Below are 16,395 nucleotides of genomic sequence, written 5' to 3'. Positions count from 1 at the left end.
TCGAAGCCTCCTGTCTCTCTTTTGTTTTTATTTTATGCCCGGTTTCTCATAAAATGGCAACAGCAAAAAACAGGACAATGCGGATTCGTCCGCTTTGTCCTGTTTATTTTATCGTGCCATATACGCCGAGCGGTACGATTCGCCCGCGTCCGGGATTATGCGTTTTAGGTTTTGGGTCCGGGCAAGAACGCGAGCGTGAACACATTCTCGATCGGTTCCACCTTCTTAAGCACGCCCACTTCCTTCAACTGCTGCTGCAGCTCCGTCCACCGCGCTTCGCTCATCGTGCCCGTGCCGTTCGTTGCGGCGTCGCCGCCAAAGGCGAAGTCCATCTCCTTCTCGGCGCTGAACTTCATCATCTCGAGCGGCATATCCGGATTTTGCTTCTGAATCTCGGGATTGATCTCTTCGGAGTGGTCTTTATAGTAATCCCATCCTTTGACGGTCGCTTCTACGAACGCCTTGACCTGATCCGGATGGTCCTTGATCATCTTCTCCGTCGTGAAGTACACGCCGGCATAAATGTTGTAGCCGGAATCCGCATTCAGCAGGGTGCCGAATTCGACGCCTTGCTGCTGCAGCGTGTAGGTCTCCGAAGTGATGTAGCCTTGCGTGACCGACTGAGGATCGTTGACGAAGTTGACGAGCGAACCTGTATACTTCATTTCCTGCGCTTTGTCGAGGCTGAACTTGGTCTTCATGTACAGCCAGAAGCTGGCTGTCGACGCGACGTAAACCTTATGCCCGTTCAGATCGGAAAAATCCTTAATGCCGGATTCCTTGTGGTAGAACAACGCCTGCGGGCTCTTCTGGAACGCCGTGGCGATCGCCACGATCGGAATGCCCTCTTGTCTGGCGACGAGAATATCGTCCGCGTTGGCCATTCCGAAGTCCGCTTTGCCGGATGCGACGATCTGCGTCGAAGATACCGAGGGGCCTCCGTTCATCAGCGTCATATCGAATCCGGCATCCTTGTAGAAGCCCTTGGCGAGAGCGGCGAAGTTGCCGCCATGTTCCGGTTCCGCGAACCAATTCAGCACGAGCGTCGACTTGACGACCTCTTTGGGTGTCTCGGTTGCAGCCGGCATCGCCGAGCCGCTGGCGCTCGGAGAAGGCGCACCGCTTGCGCTCGGGGAAGGCGCGCCGGACGATCCGCTTGCAGTCGCGCCGGCATTCTCCGTGGCGTTGTTCCCATTGTTCGAGCCGCAGGCGGCCGTCAGAACGGATAATGCGACTACGATCGACATTGCGGCGCTTCGTTTAGCAAATTTGGATTTCATCGTTCCGCTCCCCTCCAAGGACTTGCTTCTATTTAATTTGGCTTTGCTAGGTTCATCGTATTTGTACGTCACACAAACGTCAACAATACTAACACATGATTTGGGCGGGAGCACAAAAGGAACGTTGGCGATTGTTCATCGAGCTGACTGCCGAGAGCTGACTACCGTTTTTTACAACGCGAGTTCGAAGAATGTGTTAGATATTATATCTCATCGAATGCCAAGCTAAGTCCAGATTGCCATTAAGCGGTCCCGACGACGACGCCCATTTCGCCCAGCCAACGACGGTATGCAACCGAGAAAATATCGACCCGGTGATTGAGCTCCGCTTGAAGATCGAGCGGCAACAGCTCCGGCTTCTGCGTCTCGATGACTCGCGCGTCCTGATCGAACACGATATCCTGAAAGCGGATGAAGTTCTCGTCGTCGACGTCGAAGCCGTAATTGCGCGAGACGACCATAAATACCTGGCATTCGTCATCCGCGACGGGCGTCGCAGAAATCATGATCCATAGCGTCTGGCCGTTGCCGGGGTCGGTCTTCGATAGACGACCGGACAATGCGCGATAGACTTCTTTGCGATAGATGTAGGTCGTCCCGTCCTGCTTGTCCGAACCCGAATGCGCGACAGGCTGGAAGATCGGGATGTTCTCGATATAAATGCGGTCCTTCTCCTTAATCACCTTAATCTCGGGAAGCTCTGCGTAATCCGGGTGGCCGAGCAGATCCTGATGGACGAACATCAGGTGGGCAAAATCGGTGAAATTCTCGATAACGCGCGTGCCTGCCGCCCTCACCGTATACGGCCCGCAAGGAAGAGGCCTATAGGAAGGGTCGGCGAATTCCTCGAAGTGAGGAACGCCGCCGGCCGGCTCCCCGAGGCACACCCAGATAAAGCCGTACTTCTCCTCGCAGAAATAGGGCGTCGCCTTCGCTCGCGGCGGAATGCGTTCGCCCTTGGGCTGCGCAGGGATGCACACGCAGCTGCCGTCTTTGTCGTATTGCCAGCCATGGTACGGACAGACGACCGTCCCGTTTTTCACCCACCCTTTCGAGAGCATCGCTCCCCGATGCACGCACAGATCCCGCAGCGCGTGAACCCCTTGCTCTGTGCGGAACAGGACGACCCTTTCTCCGAGCAGTGTAACGCCGATCGGTTTATCCGTCAGCTCGGAAGCCAGGCACATCGCATGCCAATCGTTTTCCAATACGGGATCGTGCAAGCGTACCATCGCCAAGAGATCAACCCTTTCGTGTAATTAGATTTTCTAATGCGCCGCCGCGAAAACGGGATATCGACTCGCCAGCTTCGCACGCAGCGTATCGACGCGGGATTGGGCCTTAAGCAAAATGTCCCGTTCGTCGACGAACGTGCAGACGCCCTTCTCCACGACGACTTGACCGCCCACCATGACGAGCTCGACATCGTTGCCGTTGGCGTTGTATACGAGCGCGGAGGAGACGCGATGAACGGGGCTGATGTGAGGCTTCAATAAATCGACGACAACGATGTCGGCCTTCTTGCCCGGCTCCAGGCTTCCCAGGTCGCGCTCCCGCCCCATGGCCTTCGCGCCGCCCAGCGTAGCCATGCTCAGCACGTCCATGGGCGGAAGCAGCGTCGAATCGAGCGTGTGGACCTTGTGCAGGCAGGCGGTAAATTTAAGCACCTCAAGATTGTCCTGGCAGTTGTTGCTGCCCGGTCCATCCGTGCCGAGCGCCACATTAATGCCGAGCCGCCTCATCTCGGGCAATCTCGCTACGCCCGAAGCCAGATACATGTTGGACACCGGGCAATGGACGACTGACGCGCGCCGCTCCCGAATCGTTTCCAGCTCGCCGTCGTCAAGCCAGATCCCGTGCACAACCTGAGTTTTCTCGCTGAGCAAACCGACCTCGCTTAACAATTCCAGGTTGCGCAAGCCGAATCGCTCCATCGTGTTGTCGATCTGGCCGCGGGTCTCCGCGACGTGAATGTGGTTGATCAAGCCGCGGTCGGCGCTGTAGCGGGCTGCATCTTCAAGGAAGGAACGCGAGCAGCCGTACAGATTAAGCGGTCCGAGCGCGATACGAACTCTTCCCGATGCAGCCCCTTCCCAGCGTTCCAGAAGTTCGTCCGTCGCCGCGAACATGCGTTCAGCCGACTCGCGCAGCTTCGGTTCGCCGGCCAGATCCGAACCGCCACGCGCCAGATGGCCGCGAATGCCGGAATCGACGAACGCCCGAAGGACGCCGGCCGTGTTTTCTAGCGAGGTATGAATGTAATGATGATCCATGAGGTAGGTGGCGCCGGATTTTAAATTTTCGATGCAACCGACGAGAGCGGCCAGATAGAAGTCCTCCGGCTCCATCGCGAGGCTGAGCGGCCATATAATCTCTCGCAACCATTGGGCGAGCGGGAAGTGGTCGGACACGCCGCGCATATAGGTTTGGAATAAATGCGTATGCGCGTTAATCAACCCGGGGATAATCGCCTTCCCCTCGGCATCGTAAACGAAGTCGCAGCTATCGCGAAGACGCTCGAATCTCTCTTCCTGCCGCCATTCCCCCACTTCCCGAATGGTGTCGCCCTCCACCAGTACGTAGCCTGGCTTGTATACGGCTCCGTCCTCTGACATCGTCAGAACGGTTCCGTTGTAGAATAGCTTGTTCGAGATCTCGTCCTCCCCCTTCCTCGTAGTTGGCGTACGGTTTATCCGATGGCGTGCCGAGGGTTGGCGCGAACGTGCTTGCCGAAGCCGGGAGCGACGATGCCTTTTTCCGCCGTATAAACGGTCTCCCCTCGGCATAAAGTGGCGACCACCTTGCATGTAAGGCGCATGCCGATATAAGGGCTGTGAGGATGGCGATGAAGCAGTTCGTCGCGGGTTAGCGTGCGGGGGCGGGACGGGTCGACGATCGCCAGATCGGCATCGAAGCCGACGGCGATCTCGCCCTTGCCAGGATAGAAGCCGAACCTTCGGGCGGGATTGGCCGACAGCAGCGCCGTCAATTGCGTGAGCGGCATGCCGCGCTTCTGCCATCCTTCCTCGAGCATCAGCTCCAGCGTGTTCTGCGCACCGGCAATGCCTCCCCAAGCGTCGAAGAACGTCAGCCCGCGGCCGAGCTTCATCGATTCCGGACAAGGAGAGTGATCGGAGGCGATCAGGTCGATCTCCCCGGCCAACAGGTGCGACCACAGCCGCTCGACCCGTTCGGAGTCGCGCAAGGGCGGCGCGCATTTGGCGACCGGACCGAGCTCCGCCATATGCCGCTCCGTCAACGTTAAATAATGAGGGCAGGTCTCTAAGCTGACGTCCATTCCGCGCCCGCGGGCCCTCGCGATTATCCGGACCGCTTCAGGCGAGCTGATGTGGACGAAGTGCAGCCGGCAGCCCGTGGCCTCCGCCATCGCAAGCGCCTCCGCCACCGCGAACGTCTCGGCTTCGACGGGCCGGGAGGCGGCAAAATCGCCAGGACCCGTGCGCCCTTCGCGCCGAGCCCGATCCGCCAGGAGGGAGGTGATCGCCTCGCTCTCCGCGTGCAGCGCGAGCAATCCGTCGATCTCGGCAATCTTCTCCATACCGGCGCGCATATCCGTCACGTTCACCTCGCGGAACCTTCCTTCGCCTTCGCCGCCCGGATTGGACATAAACGCCTTGAATCCGACGACGCCGGCGTCCGCAAGCTCCTGCAGATGGTCCAGATTCCCCGGCACGAGACCTCCCCAGAAGCGGTAATCGACGACCGAGCTTCCCTCCGCCAGTCTCTCCTTCTGCCGCAATGCATCCAGATGGACGGTCGGCGGATTGCCGTTAAGCGGCATATCCGCATATGCGGTACAACCGCCGGCGGCGAGCGCAGCGGTCCCGGTCGCGAAGCCCTCCCAGTGTCCGAAATTCGGCTCGTTCAGATGGACATGCCCGTCGATGACGCCGGCCATGACCAGATGTCCGCCGGCCATAATCGTCCGGGTCGCCAAGCGCTCGTCGATGCGTTCGTCGATCGCCGCGATCTTACCGTCCTTCACGGCAATGTCCGCTTCGACGACTTCTCCGGGCAGGACAACTGTCCCTCGCTTCACGACAAGATCGTAGCGTCCGCTCATCTTCGATCAGCTCCCTCTATACGTACTGTAGCCGCCTGGCGCTACCAACAGCGGGATGTGATAATGGGCATCCGGGTCGTTCACGCGGAATCGGACGGGCACCGAATCGAATATCGGCTCGGGAATCGCGGCGTTTGCGTCCGTCGCTTTGCGGAAGTAATCGCCTGCGTCGAATATAAGCTCATAAAGCCCTCGTTTCAGTTCGCCGTCCGCGAGCAGCGGCCGCTCCAGCCTGCCGTCCGCGTTCGTCTCCGCCGCCACGAGAAGCTCCCGGCAATTTTCGTCGGTATCATCGGAATGTTCGGCATCAGGCTTCGTAAGTCGAAGCAGCCGCACCTTGACGCCGACCGCCGGCCTGCCATTGGACAGATCCAGCACATGTGTCGTCAGACGCCCCGTCACGAAGGAATCTCCGGCGCGGACAACAGGTCGTCCCGGGTCATCGAGAAGCCCTGGAAGCCGTACGGCGGCCGAGGCTCCGTGAACACGCCGGCAGACGTGCCGTCAGCGGGCTCGACGATCGTCTCCCACGTGCGGTTGTTCGATTCGAACCGGACTTCGGCGAGCTGGGGGAAGCGGGTCAGGATGCGCTGACCGATCAGCCAGATCAGGTATTGGATCGAGGGGGTGGCGAATTCGTAGAAAACGTTCTGCGCGATATCGCGAATCTGCTCGGCCGCCACGTACTTTCCCGCCTCGGGCTTCTGCGCGTCCGCCGCGTCCTCGTATTTCCAAAGAATGTCGAGAAAGATAAAGAGCGGGCGGTCCTTCGCCTCCGGAAGGGTCGTATACTCGTCGCGGATAAAACCGTAGAAGGAGCTGCCGCTCACCTTGATCAGCTGCAGGTCCGACAGTCCGCACCAATGAGAGACGATGCGAGGGCCGGACTCGGTCTTCTCGATCGTAAGTCCCGCGCTTGCGCGCTCGTTATGCGAGCGCCGGAACACAAGGCTGCTGTCGTAAAATCCGCCCGGGCCCGGTACCTCGACCGGCTGGAACGGGATCCTGTCCGCGCTGATCTCGACCGCGTCGATATGGGCGTATTGCTCCAGAAAGCGTTCGCCCAGGAAGCCCAATAGTTCCTCTGCGGCGCATCCTTGGAACGAAGCGGCTTGCCGGAGCAGGAAGTTTTTCATCGAATCGGTGGCGACGACTTGGCCGTTATCCCCTTCCGTGAACGAGGTCAGCAGCGATTGTCCGCTGACGGCGAACTTGACGTTATGGGCGAAAATGACGTTGCGGTTGCCCGTATATGGCGACTCCGGAATCGCAAGGACCTCGAGCGGCCTGGCGTAAGTCCGATAGACGAGAACGTCTCCTTTGCCGTAATACAGCGTGCGTCCGGAAGATAAATTCAACATTTATGTTTAGCCCCTTCCAATTGGATATCAGGAATCGAGCCCCATATGGCTTAGGCGGATCTCGGCGATCCGGAGCACTTCCAGCAGCGCTTGCGCTTCCTCCTCCGCCTGCCCGTTCTCGATACGCAGTGTCATCGCCTGCGCGATTTGTTCCTTCGTTTTGCCGGATACCGCCATGATGAAGGGGAAGCCGAATCGATCTCGATAGGCACGGTTCAGACCGTCAAAGCGCCGATATTCCTCCGGCGACAGCCGATCCAGCCCCGCCCCCCGCTGCTCGCCTTCAGACCGCTCGGTAATCTTGAGTCGGGTGGCCAGGTCGGGATGAGCCCGGAACAGCGCAAGCCTCTCTTCATCCGAGCTATGCACAACCTGACTCTTCATCGCTTCGAACAACGCGTCTTTTGAACCAAACGGCCTCTTCGCCCACGCTCGCTCCGCCACCCAGGGGGAGTGCTCGAAGACATCTCCGAATACCTGCATGAAGCGGTCCCGATCCATCTTATTAACCTCTCCGATCGTTGTCTTCATCGCCAGTACCCCTCATGCGCGGCAATCGTCTCCGATTCCAGCTCAGGGAACGGCCCGATGACGACGATCGCTCTTCTTCCCTTGGCAAACACTTCCCGGCACGGGAGGTCAAGCGTCGGATTTTGCGGATGATTGCCCGTCAGCTGCCCCAGTCTCTGCTCCGATATGCCGAATACGACTTTGCCGACGTTGCCCCAGTAGATCGCACCGGCGCACATCGCGCACGGCTCGGCGGTCGAATACAACGTACAATCCCGAAGCCGTTCCTTCGAATATCGTCGCGACACTTCGTCCATGAGCTTGGTCTCCGCATGGCCGATGCACGACGATTCGGTAATCTCGACATTGCCCTGCTCCCACAGAATCGTCCCGTCAGAATCCGCAAGCAAGGCGCCGAAAGGCGTATTGCCCGATTCTCTCGCCTCTATCGACAGTTCGATGCAGCGCCTGAGAAGGCGTATATGATTTTCTCTCTCGGTCATGGGCGACTCTGTCCCTCCTCGATGGCTCGATGCACCGCACGTAGGATGCCTCCATAGCCGGTGCACCGGCACAAATTGCCCGACAGCGCCTCCTCCACTTCTTCGAACGAAGGATTCGGCTTCGCATCCAGCAGCGCCTTCACCGATACGATCATGCCCGGCGTGCAATAGCCGCATTGGTAGCCGCCTTCTTCGAGGAAAGCCCGCTGCACCGGGTGGAGATCGTCCTCGTTCGCGATTCCTTCGATCGTCACGAGCGTGCGGCCGGCGCACTGGTAAGCCATCATCAGGCAGGCATTGACCGGCGCACCGTCGACAAGCACCATGCAGGCGCCGCATCTTCCGATCTCGCACGAACGCTTCGTCCCGGTGAGACCCAGATCTTCCCGAATGATGTCGAGCAGACGCCTCGCTTGCGGCAGCTGCAGCGCTACCGCCCTCCCGTTTACTGTGCATGACCAATCCGCGATTGCCGCCGTTTCCTTATCGTTCATCGCTCATCACCGCCCATTGTCCGATAGGCATAACTTCCTGCAGAAGAGCGGGATCGATCGGCAATCGATGAATAAAAATGCCGGCGGCGTTCCGAACCGCCGAGGCGATCGCGGCAGCCAAGCCGACCGAGCCGATCTCGCCGACGCCTCTCGGCCCGTATGCGTCTCCATCCGGCAAATCCTCGATCGCCAGCACTTCGACAGGACCGCTCAGGTCGGCGATCGTCGGGATGAGATACGTATCGAAGTTGTTCGCGATGTATTGACCTTGTGCCATCGTCGACTCTTCAAGCAAAGCGAAGCCGAGCGCCATCGAGCTGCCGCCCTCGATCTGGCCAAGATAGCCCTGGGGGTTCATGACCGGGCCTGCGGCTACGGCATGGAATTGCCGTAGGACGCGAATCCGGCCAGTCAGATCGTCGATCTCGACCTTGACGACAACTGCCGCATACGAATACAGATAGTGGGCGCCGACAATGTCCGTATCGGGGACCGGGTAGCTCGTGCTCGCTTCGCATACGATCGGCTCCGCCAGCCGTTCGGCCAACGCCGGGTAGCCGATCGCCCGCTCGCCGGACTCACGGTCCCAAATGCCGCCCGGACCTAACCGCAGCCGCTGAACGGGCAGCCCGCAGCAGTTCGCCGCTTCGGTCAGCAGCTTCTCGGTGAACGGCGTCTGCAGCAGGCTTAGCGACTTCCACATCATGCTCGTCGCCCGGGACGCCGTGCTCGAGCCGCTGTCCGGAACGGCGTCGCTGTCGCCAATGACGATGCGAAGATCTTCGGCGGCGAAGCCGAACCGCTCGACCAGCATCTGCTCCAGCGTCGCGATCAACCCTTGGCCGCATTCCTCGAAGCCGAACGAGGCCTCGATCTTCCCATCCTTCCGAAGCGCAAGTCTGCCGCCGGACGGGTCCGGAATTCCGTATCCGAGCCCAGCGCCGTGCATGACGAGAGCGGCTCCAATGCCGGTGCGCTTCCAAAGCGGAAGATCCCCGCCGCCCCTCTTCGGATCAAATGTTGCTGACGAAGTTGATATAATATCAGAATTTTCTGAAATATCAAGATGCACTCGTTCCTTCCACAACGCACTGTCAGCCGCCGCGGCCCATACCTTCGCCAAGCCGTCTGTCCTTGCGATCGTCTGTCCGAATGGCCCCGGTTCATCCGCGGCCTTCATGTTCAGCCGCCGGAATTCCCACGGGTCCATGCCGACCGCTTCCGCCAGCCGATCCATCTGACCTTCGAGCGCGAAAATCGCCTGATTCCCGCCGAAGCCGCGGAACTCGCCGGACATCCCGTTGTTCGTAAAGACGGATATGCTCTCGACGTCGACGCTGCCGAACCGATACGCGCTGACGACATGCTCGGTCGCGAAGTTCAGCACCTCGGCTCCGAGCGTAGCGTAGGGCCCCGTGTCGGCCACGATCCGCACCCGATGCGCGAGGATTCGTCCGCTCTCGTCCGTTCCGGTTTTCATTCGGATCGTCATCGGATGCCGCTTCAATCCGGAGCGGACCGATTCGCGGCGAGAATTGTGAATTTTGACCGGGCGGCCTGTCACCATCGCCAGCAGCGAGCCGTAAGGCTGCACGTTCAGTTCATCCTTGCCGCCGAACGAGCCGCCGATCGGGCTGGACACGATCCGTATTCGCCGCTCCGGCATCGCCAGGATGCGAGACAGCTGCAGCCGGTCCATGAAGCCGTGCTGTGTGGGCGCATATACAGTTAAGCTGCCGTCCGGGCCAGGGACGAACAGCCCTCCTTCGGTCTCCATATAAGCATGCATCTGCCGTGTGGTGACGTACGTCTCTTCGACGACGTGAGCGCATTGGCCGAAGATCGCTTCGGCGTCTCCGCTCCGGTAAGACTTCGAATGGAGAATGTTGCCTTCGGGATGCAGCAGCGGCGCTTCGGGCAGAAGCGCCTGCTCCGGATCGCCAACAATCGGCAGCGGTTCGTATTCCACTTCGATCAGGTCCAAGGCGCTCCCGGCCAGTGCTAACGTCTCCGCCGCCACGGCGGCGACGGCATCTCCGACATACCTCGTTCGGTCTTCGCAGAATACAGGCTGATCCTGCCGGGCGATGCCGAATCGGTTCAGTCCCGGAACGTCGGCATGCGTCAGCACCGCCGCCACGCCGGGGAGACTTCGCGCCGCCTCTGTATGGATGGATACGATTCGGGCATGCGGGTGGGGGCTGCGCAGCACGAGGGCGTATAACGCTCCCGGAACGTCCATGTCGGTCAAGTAGGCGAGCGCCCCGGTGACTTTGCCCGGGCCATCCGGCCGGACGCGCCAACGTTCGCCGCTGTTCCGTCGATTCAGCAGCATCGCTCCCCCTCCTTTCCATGTGCGAATTCGCTTATTGCCCGCCATAGATGGGAAGCGGCGACGTTCGCCGCGGTTCGCTTCCGGTATTCATCCGATAAAAATGGATCTGGCGCCGGCGTATAAGACGCCATAAGTATCGCGTGAAGCAGATGCACGGAACGATCGTCTGCCGCCTTGCCCTCGAGTCTGGCTTCCGCTTCCGGATAGCGCCTCGGAATCGTCTTGCCGCCTCCTGCCGCCAGCCGAACGCGACGCAATCGGCCGCTTCCGTCTATCGTTCCGGTCAGAGCCGTCGTGACGGCCGATGGCACGAACGAATCCCGTCTTCCGATCTTTGCGTAATAAGCGAACGAATGCGCCGGATCGGCGGTTAAACTTGGATTCTCGCTTAGATTCTCGCTTGGATCAAGGTTCGCCGACTCCAGCGGCAGCCGCACCCGCAGAAGCAGCGAATCCGTCTGCGCCGTTCCGTCCTGCATTCGTCGGAGCCAATCTTCGAGCGATTCCGTGCGTTCTCCACCGTCATCGTACCAATCCAGCTGCGCCTCGTAGACGAGCAGGGCCGGAAGTGAATCTCCGACGCCGGACGAGACGTTGCCCCCGATCGTCGCCAGATTGCGTATAGAAGGAGCGGCGATCGAGCGCGACGCTTCGACGATAAGCGGATAAAGCGCCTGAAGCTGCGGATCGCTCCGGCAGGCGGATAGCGTCGTTTGAGCCCCGATCGCAAAAGTCCCGTTATCGGCGCCGGCTTCCTTCCATTCCGCTGCGCTCGACAGATCGATGAGATGGCCGGGAACGGGGCTCCCATTTTCCCATTGCGTTCTTAGCAGCGTTCCGCCCGAGACGTACGCCGCATCGTGCCCGAACTGCTTTTTGAGCCTGTAGGCTTCCTCGGCGTGACGCGGCCGCCACACGGTCGGGGTTGAAGCGGAAAACCCGACGGCATCGGACATTTGCATCACACCCCTTTAATAAGGTGATTATTACATCACTATAATGAAGTGCTACAGATACGTAAATATAGTTGACGTCATATTGTGTTCCGCTCTAATGAATTTCGCCTTTGGTTAGGCATGGCGCACAATCAACCGGTTAAATTACGTTATGTTATGTGACATAAATCTGTGCAGCGATACGCTTCGCGCGCTCTAATCCTTCCGGCGTATCTACATCCAACAAGCGCCAGGGTTCATCAAACGGCCGCTCCGCGCCGATGAATCCGGCGCTTTGCAGCAGCCGCTTGGCTCCCATGTCGCCTTCCAGCTCAATGACTCGCGAAAACGTCGAACGGGCCAGCAGAACGGGAGGCGTCATGACGTCCCCGGCGCTGCCGGCCACGTAGTCGAGCGCAGGGTTCGTTCGCCAGCAGTCGATCAAGTCTTGCACCATCGCCGGCGTGACAAACGGCTGGTCGGCAAGCATCACGATCGCGGCCTCTTGCCCGGCTGCCGCCGCTCGACCTATACCGCAGCGGAGCGAGTGAGCCATCCCCCGCTCCGCGTCGCTGCAGACGATCGTCTCCAGCAGCGTGCCGCCAGGCGCCGGCGCACTTTCTTCCGCGGTCGGTCTGTCGTCTTCAGCCGTTCCCAGACTTCTTTTCGGCTCCGGCGCAGCTTTCCGGAGCGCATCGTTCGAGAGCCCATAGAGCCATTCGAGCTCGGCTCCTGGCCGGACGATCGCGTACACGGCGTTAAGTCCGGCCGTCAACAGCGTCCGGAGCGCCAAAGCGCCCAGCGGCACGCCCGGCATCAGCTCGGCGGTCAGCTTCGGCCCGTTCATCCGCCTGCCCGCTCCGGCGGCCAAATAGATGGCCGCGATCATCGCGCTCCCACCCTTCCCTCGAAGGAAGCGCGGAGCCGACTGCGTCGTTCAATCAGCTCGGCGACGACGCTGACGGCGATCTCCGCCGCCCCCTCCGCCCGAATCGGGAGCCCGATGGGCGCCTTGACGAACGAAGGAGGAACCTCCCCTTCCAGCAAGCGGTCGATTCGGGCCTTCGAGCCGACGATGCCGAGATACGCAGGGCTCAGAGGGACCATTCGATCGTACATCTCCCTGTCCCGCCGCAGGTTGTGGCTTGCCAGCATGACGAAGTTGGTCTTCTCGACCCGAATCCGTGCGGCAATCGCGTCAGCGTCGCCTACAATCGTTTCGGACGAGGGAAACCGGCTCGCGCCGCAGAGAGCCGGACGCCAATCGGCGATTATCGTTCGGAATCCGACCCCTCTCGCCAACTGGTCTACCGCCAACGCCTCTTCTCCCGCTCCAAAGATCAATAGGCGCTCCCGCGGATAATGAAGCGATTCACAGAAAGGCGCATCCGCGATCTTATGGCTTGAGGTCCGGCCGCCATAGGGCAACAACGGACGGACTTCATAAGCGAGACGGCCGCCGATCAAGCGGCGGGAGAGCTGCCCGCCCAAGCCTTCGCGCACGAAGCGGACGACTTCGCCCAGCGCCTTCCGCAGTTCATCGGTGACGGGCTCGAGCAGCACCCGCATCGTTCCGCCGCATCCGATCTCCTCGCCCCACACGGCATCTTCCTCGGGTCTCAGATTGTACTCGGCGATCGTGTATCGGCCTGCGGCCAACGCCTCCTCGGCTTTGTACGCAAGGTCCTCCTCCAGGCAGCCGGGGCTGAGACTGCCTACAGTCTTGCCGTGCGCCATCAGGAGCATGACGGCTCCAGCTTTGCGGTAAGAATGCCCTTGCACCTCGATGAGCGTCGCCAGCACCGCGGGATATAGCGATCGTTCGGCAACTGCGAATATCGTCTCCGCGTCCATGGACCGTCCCTCCCTGTCTTGTTTGCGATTGCCGCTATCGATGCCGCGTATTGGGATCATACGTCCGGCGCGGAAAATGGCGAAGCCGGGCGGCATCGTCATGCCCCCGGCTTCGTGCCTGGCGTTCGGCTCGCCATCGGCGATTCATTGATACATTCCGCCCGTCCCTTCCGCTCGGGACCCCGGCGTCTCGCCTATGCCCGCTTCAAGCGGGAGCGGCGGTAATCGATTCCCGTGAGCAGCGTCGCCTCGTTCACAAGACGCCGGGCTGCCGCCTGAGCCCGCTCTGCCGCCGCTTCTTCGTCGATGCCGACGAGCCGGCCGTCCTTGACGACGACTCGGCCTCCGACGATCGTCATGTCGACCGGCCCTGCGCTCCCCGTCACGACGGGGAGCGCCATGTCGTCGAACAGCGCGCCGGCGAACGCCAGTCTGCGCGAATCGATCATGAACAGATCGGCCGCCTTGCCGACCTCGAGAGAGCCGATCGCATCCGCCCAGCCGAGCACCGAGGCCGAGCCGCGCGTTCCGATCGCAAGCGCGTCCGCCGCGTCGATTGAATCCGCTCCGTGCGAGAGCTTGTGGAGCAGGTACGCCATTCTCGCTTCGGTCAGCATATGGCCGCCGTCGTTGGAAGCCGATCCGTCTACGCCGAGCCCGACCCGCACGCCGGCGCGCTGCATCTTAAGAAGCGGCAGCACGCCCGATGACAGCTTCATGTTGCTGGAGGGGCAATGGGCGACGCCGCAGCTGTGCTTCCCGAGCAGCGAGATCTCGCCGTCCTGAAAGTGGATGCCGTGCGCGAACCAGACGTCGTCGCCGACCCAGCCGTGCCGTTCCATATACGCAAGCGGTCGGACGCCGAATCTCTCGAGGCAGTACTGCTCCTCGTCGAGCGTTTCCGCCAGATGCGTGTGCAGCCGCACCTTGTAGCTTCTGGCTAACGCCGCCGACTCGCGAAGCAGGTCCGATGTCACGTTGAAGGGCGCGCATGGCGCCACGCCGACGCGTACCATGGCGAATTTGTCGGCGCTGTGGTACTTTTCGATGACGCGTATCGTATCCTTAAGCGCAACTTCATCGGATTGGCATACGACATCCGGCGGCAGCCCGCCCTTCGATTGGCCCAGCGTCATCGAGCCGCGGGTCGGATAGAAGCGGATGCCAAGCTCGGCCGCCGCGCGAATCTCCTCGTCGATCAGCTCGCCGGAGATGCCGTCGGGGAAGCAATAGAAGTGGTCCGCCGCCGTCGTGCAACCGGACTTGAGCAGTTCGCCGAGCCCCACGACGGCGCCGGTGTAGACATCCTCCGGGCGCATGTGCCGCCAGATGTCGTACAGTGTGACGAGCCAGTCGAACAAGCCGCAATCTTGGGCGAGAGGAATGTTGCGGGTCAGCGTCTGATTCAAATGATGATGCGTATTGATCAATCCCGGATAGACGATCATCCCGGCGGCGTCGATGACGGTGTCGGCGTCCTCATACGGAATGTCCTCGCCGATGGCGACGATCTCTTGGCCGATCGCATACAGGCTTCCGCCTTCGACGACGTCCCGGGCATCGTTCATGGTGACGATCGATCTGGCGTTTTTGATTAGCAGCGTGCCCATGCTCCATCGCCCCTTTCTTCTTCCCACGGAACCGAAGCCAAATTTCCTGATTTTCGTCCGTCCTGCAGCTCTTTCTCTACGCTATTCCGCCGTCAACCGATTTTGCCCGGATTGAGCAGACCGAGCGGATCGTTCGCATCCTTCCGCCGGCGCATGCCCGGAACGGCGCCGCGCCCGCCGTTATTCAGCAGCCAGGTGTGCGGATCGTAGATTTCGACTCCGATCGATCGGCAAGTATCGATGATCTCGTACAAACGTTCCTCCGTCGTAAACTTGACGACCGGCAGCGCGTTGGGCAGCAGCCGTCCGCCGTCAAGCACCCATTCGAAGTGCATGAGAAGCTCGTCCCCGAACCTCTCTTTCAGCTCGCGAAGCTGCTCTATATAGCGATCGGGAGCGAAGCCGGCCTGCAAATACGTATACGCGGAGTCCGCTTTCAGCGCCCAGAGCGTCGTATGGTTCCAGGTAAAATCGGACAGCCCGATCGTCTTGCGGTACATTTCCGGGGAGATGACGTGACAGATGGCTCCGCCGTACTCGTCGGCCAGCCTTTCGAGCTGCGATAGCGAGCCTCCGTCCGTCTCCGCAAAGACGACGGACTTGTTCGGATGCAGCGCCTTGGCCAGCGGCTTGAAGAACGACGGCAGCGGCCACTCGATCGGCGTCACAAGGCGCTTCGGTACGCTGCCGTCGCGGGAGAGCGCCTCCCCGAATTGAACGGCCGATTCGAAGTCGTCGAACGCCGCGACCGTCTGCATCCAATCTCTTCTCGCGGCGAGCGGAAGTACAATTTCGGTTAAAATGCCCGTCGTCCCGTAGTTGTGGATATAGTCGAACAGTTCGGGGCCTTCGATCTCCAATCGTCGCGGATGCTGTTCCATCGTGTAGACGACGGCGCTCCGCACATTGCCGTCCCACAGATTGCCCCACGCGATCGAACCGACGCCGCCGGAGCCGCCGCATACGAAGCCGCCGACTGTCGCCTTGGCGTACGTGCTGGGGTAGATGCGCAGCTCCTGCCCTTCCTCGCGCGCCCGCTTTTCCAAGACGCCCAGCTTAACGCCGCATTGCACCCGTGCATAACCCGGCCCGATCTCGAGTATGCGGTCAAGACCGCTCAGATCCATGACGATGCCGCCTTCAAGCGGAATCGCCTGGCCGTAATTGCCCGTTCCTGCGCCGCGAACCGTCACCGGTATCCGATGTCGGTAGGCGAAGGCGAGCGCCGCTTTCACTTCGTCTTCGTTCTTAGGCGCGAAAACAGCTTCCGCTTTCTTCGATTTAAGCTTCCGCTCCAGCACCGGCGAGTACCAATAAAAGTCCTTCGACAGCTTCTCGACGGTCGCTTCGTCCGTATACACCGGGATGCCGTCTAGACCGGTTTCCGCTTCTAGTTTCCATGCGTGGGTCATGATCTTCCTCCTCCTCC

General features: G+C 60.6%; 15 protein-coding genes. All 15 read right to left on the bottom strand.

The annotated features are described in order from the left end of the window. Positions 1–164: 164 nt before the first annotated feature. Entirely contained in the window at positions 165–1,280 is a 1,116-nt protein-coding gene (locus KVT38_RS04080) for an ABC transporter substrate-binding protein (RefSeq protein WP_254638961.1), read from the bottom strand. Between the two features lie 242 nt (positions 1,281–1,522). Beyond that, positions 1,523–2,512 carry an aromatic ring-hydroxylating dioxygenase subunit alpha gene (locus tag KVT38_RS04075; RefSeq protein ID WP_217592452.1) on the bottom strand — a complete coding sequence of 330 codons (990 nt, stop codon included), beginning with the start codon at positions 2,510–2,512 and terminating at the stop codon, positions 1,523–1,525. A gap of 36 nt (positions 2,513–2,548) precedes the next feature. Then, the gene (locus tag KVT38_RS04070; protein ID WP_217592408.1) at positions 2,549–3,895 is read right to left on the bottom strand and encodes an amidohydrolase family protein; all 1,347 of its coding nucleotides are present in this window, start codon (positions 3,893–3,895) and stop codon (positions 2,549–2,551) included. Positions 3,896–3,969: 74 nt separating this feature from the next. Further along, complete coding sequence (gene allB, locus KVT38_RS04065) at positions 3,970–5,364, bottom strand: allantoinase AllB (RefSeq protein WP_217592407.1); 1,395 nt, start codon at positions 5,362–5,364, stop codon at positions 3,970–3,972. 6 nt (positions 5,365–5,370) lie between these two features. Then, the gene (gene uraH, locus KVT38_RS04060; protein WP_217592406.1) at positions 5,371–5,766 is read right to left on the bottom strand and encodes a hydroxyisourate hydrolase; all 396 of its coding nucleotides are present in this window, start codon (positions 5,764–5,766) and stop codon (positions 5,371–5,373) included. Beyond that, entirely contained in the window at positions 5,763–6,725 is a 963-nt protein-coding gene (pucL, locus tag KVT38_RS04055) for a factor-independent urate hydroxylase (protein ID WP_217592405.1), read from the bottom strand. Before pucL ends, uraH begins: the two co-directional genes overlap by 4 nt. A 27-nt stretch (positions 6,726–6,752) precedes the next feature. Further along, a complete protein-coding gene (gene uraD / locus KVT38_RS04050) occupies positions 6,753–7,256 on the bottom strand; it encodes a 2-oxo-4-hydroxy-4-carboxy-5-ureidoimidazoline decarboxylase (RefSeq protein WP_217592404.1) in 504 nt (167 codons plus the stop codon). Further along, positions 7,253–7,738 (bottom strand): nucleoside deaminase, encoded by a 486-nt coding sequence (locus KVT38_RS04045; RefSeq protein WP_217592403.1) that lies wholly within the window; start codon positions 7,736–7,738, stop codon positions 7,253–7,255. Before KVT38_RS04045 ends, uraD begins: the two co-directional genes overlap by 4 nt. Next, positions 7,735–8,232: a (2Fe-2S)-binding protein gene (locus KVT38_RS04040; RefSeq protein WP_217592402.1), complete on the bottom strand. Its 498-nt coding sequence runs from the start codon at positions 8,230–8,232 to the stop codon at positions 7,735–7,737. Before KVT38_RS04040 ends, KVT38_RS04045 begins: the two co-directional genes overlap by 4 nt. Then, a complete protein-coding gene (gene pucD / locus KVT38_RS04035) occupies positions 8,222–10,567 on the bottom strand; it encodes a xanthine dehydrogenase subunit D (protein ID WP_217592401.1) in 2,346 nt (781 codons plus the stop codon). The genes KVT38_RS04040 and pucD overlap by 11 nt, the downstream gene beginning before the upstream one ends. Next, on the bottom strand, positions 10,558–11,523 hold the full coding sequence (locus KVT38_RS04030; protein ID WP_217592400.1) for an FAD binding domain-containing protein: 966 nt from the start codon (positions 11,521–11,523) through the stop codon (positions 10,558–10,560). Before KVT38_RS04030 ends, pucD begins: the two co-directional genes overlap by 10 nt. A 154-nt stretch (positions 11,524–11,677) precedes the next feature. Next, on the bottom strand, positions 11,678–12,391 hold the full coding sequence (locus KVT38_RS04025) for a nucleotidyltransferase family protein (protein WP_217592399.1): 714 nt from the start codon (positions 12,389–12,391) through the stop codon (positions 11,678–11,680). After that, entirely contained in the window at positions 12,388–13,356 is a 969-nt protein-coding gene (locus KVT38_RS04020) for an XdhC family protein (RefSeq protein ID WP_217592398.1), read from the bottom strand. Before KVT38_RS04020 ends, KVT38_RS04025 begins: the two co-directional genes overlap by 4 nt. Positions 13,357–13,550: 194 nt before the next feature. Further along, entirely contained in the window at positions 13,551–14,966 is a 1,416-nt protein-coding gene (locus KVT38_RS04015) for an 8-oxoguanine deaminase (RefSeq protein ID WP_217592397.1), read from the bottom strand. Between the two features lie 92 nt (positions 14,967–15,058). Further along, positions 15,059–16,378 (bottom strand): FAD-binding oxidoreductase, encoded by a 1,320-nt coding sequence (locus tag KVT38_RS04010; protein WP_217592396.1) that lies wholly within the window; start codon positions 16,376–16,378, stop codon positions 15,059–15,061. Between the last annotated feature and the right edge of the window lie 17 nt (positions 16,379–16,395).

The sequence above is a fragment of the Cohnella sp. GbtcB17 genome (assembly GCF_019091135.1).
Classification (GTDB): Bacteria; Bacillota; Bacilli; order Paenibacillales; family Paenibacillaceae; genus Cohnella.
The sequence above is the reverse complement of the archived record's forward strand: the minus strand, read 5'-3'. Positions and strand labels throughout refer to the sequence as shown.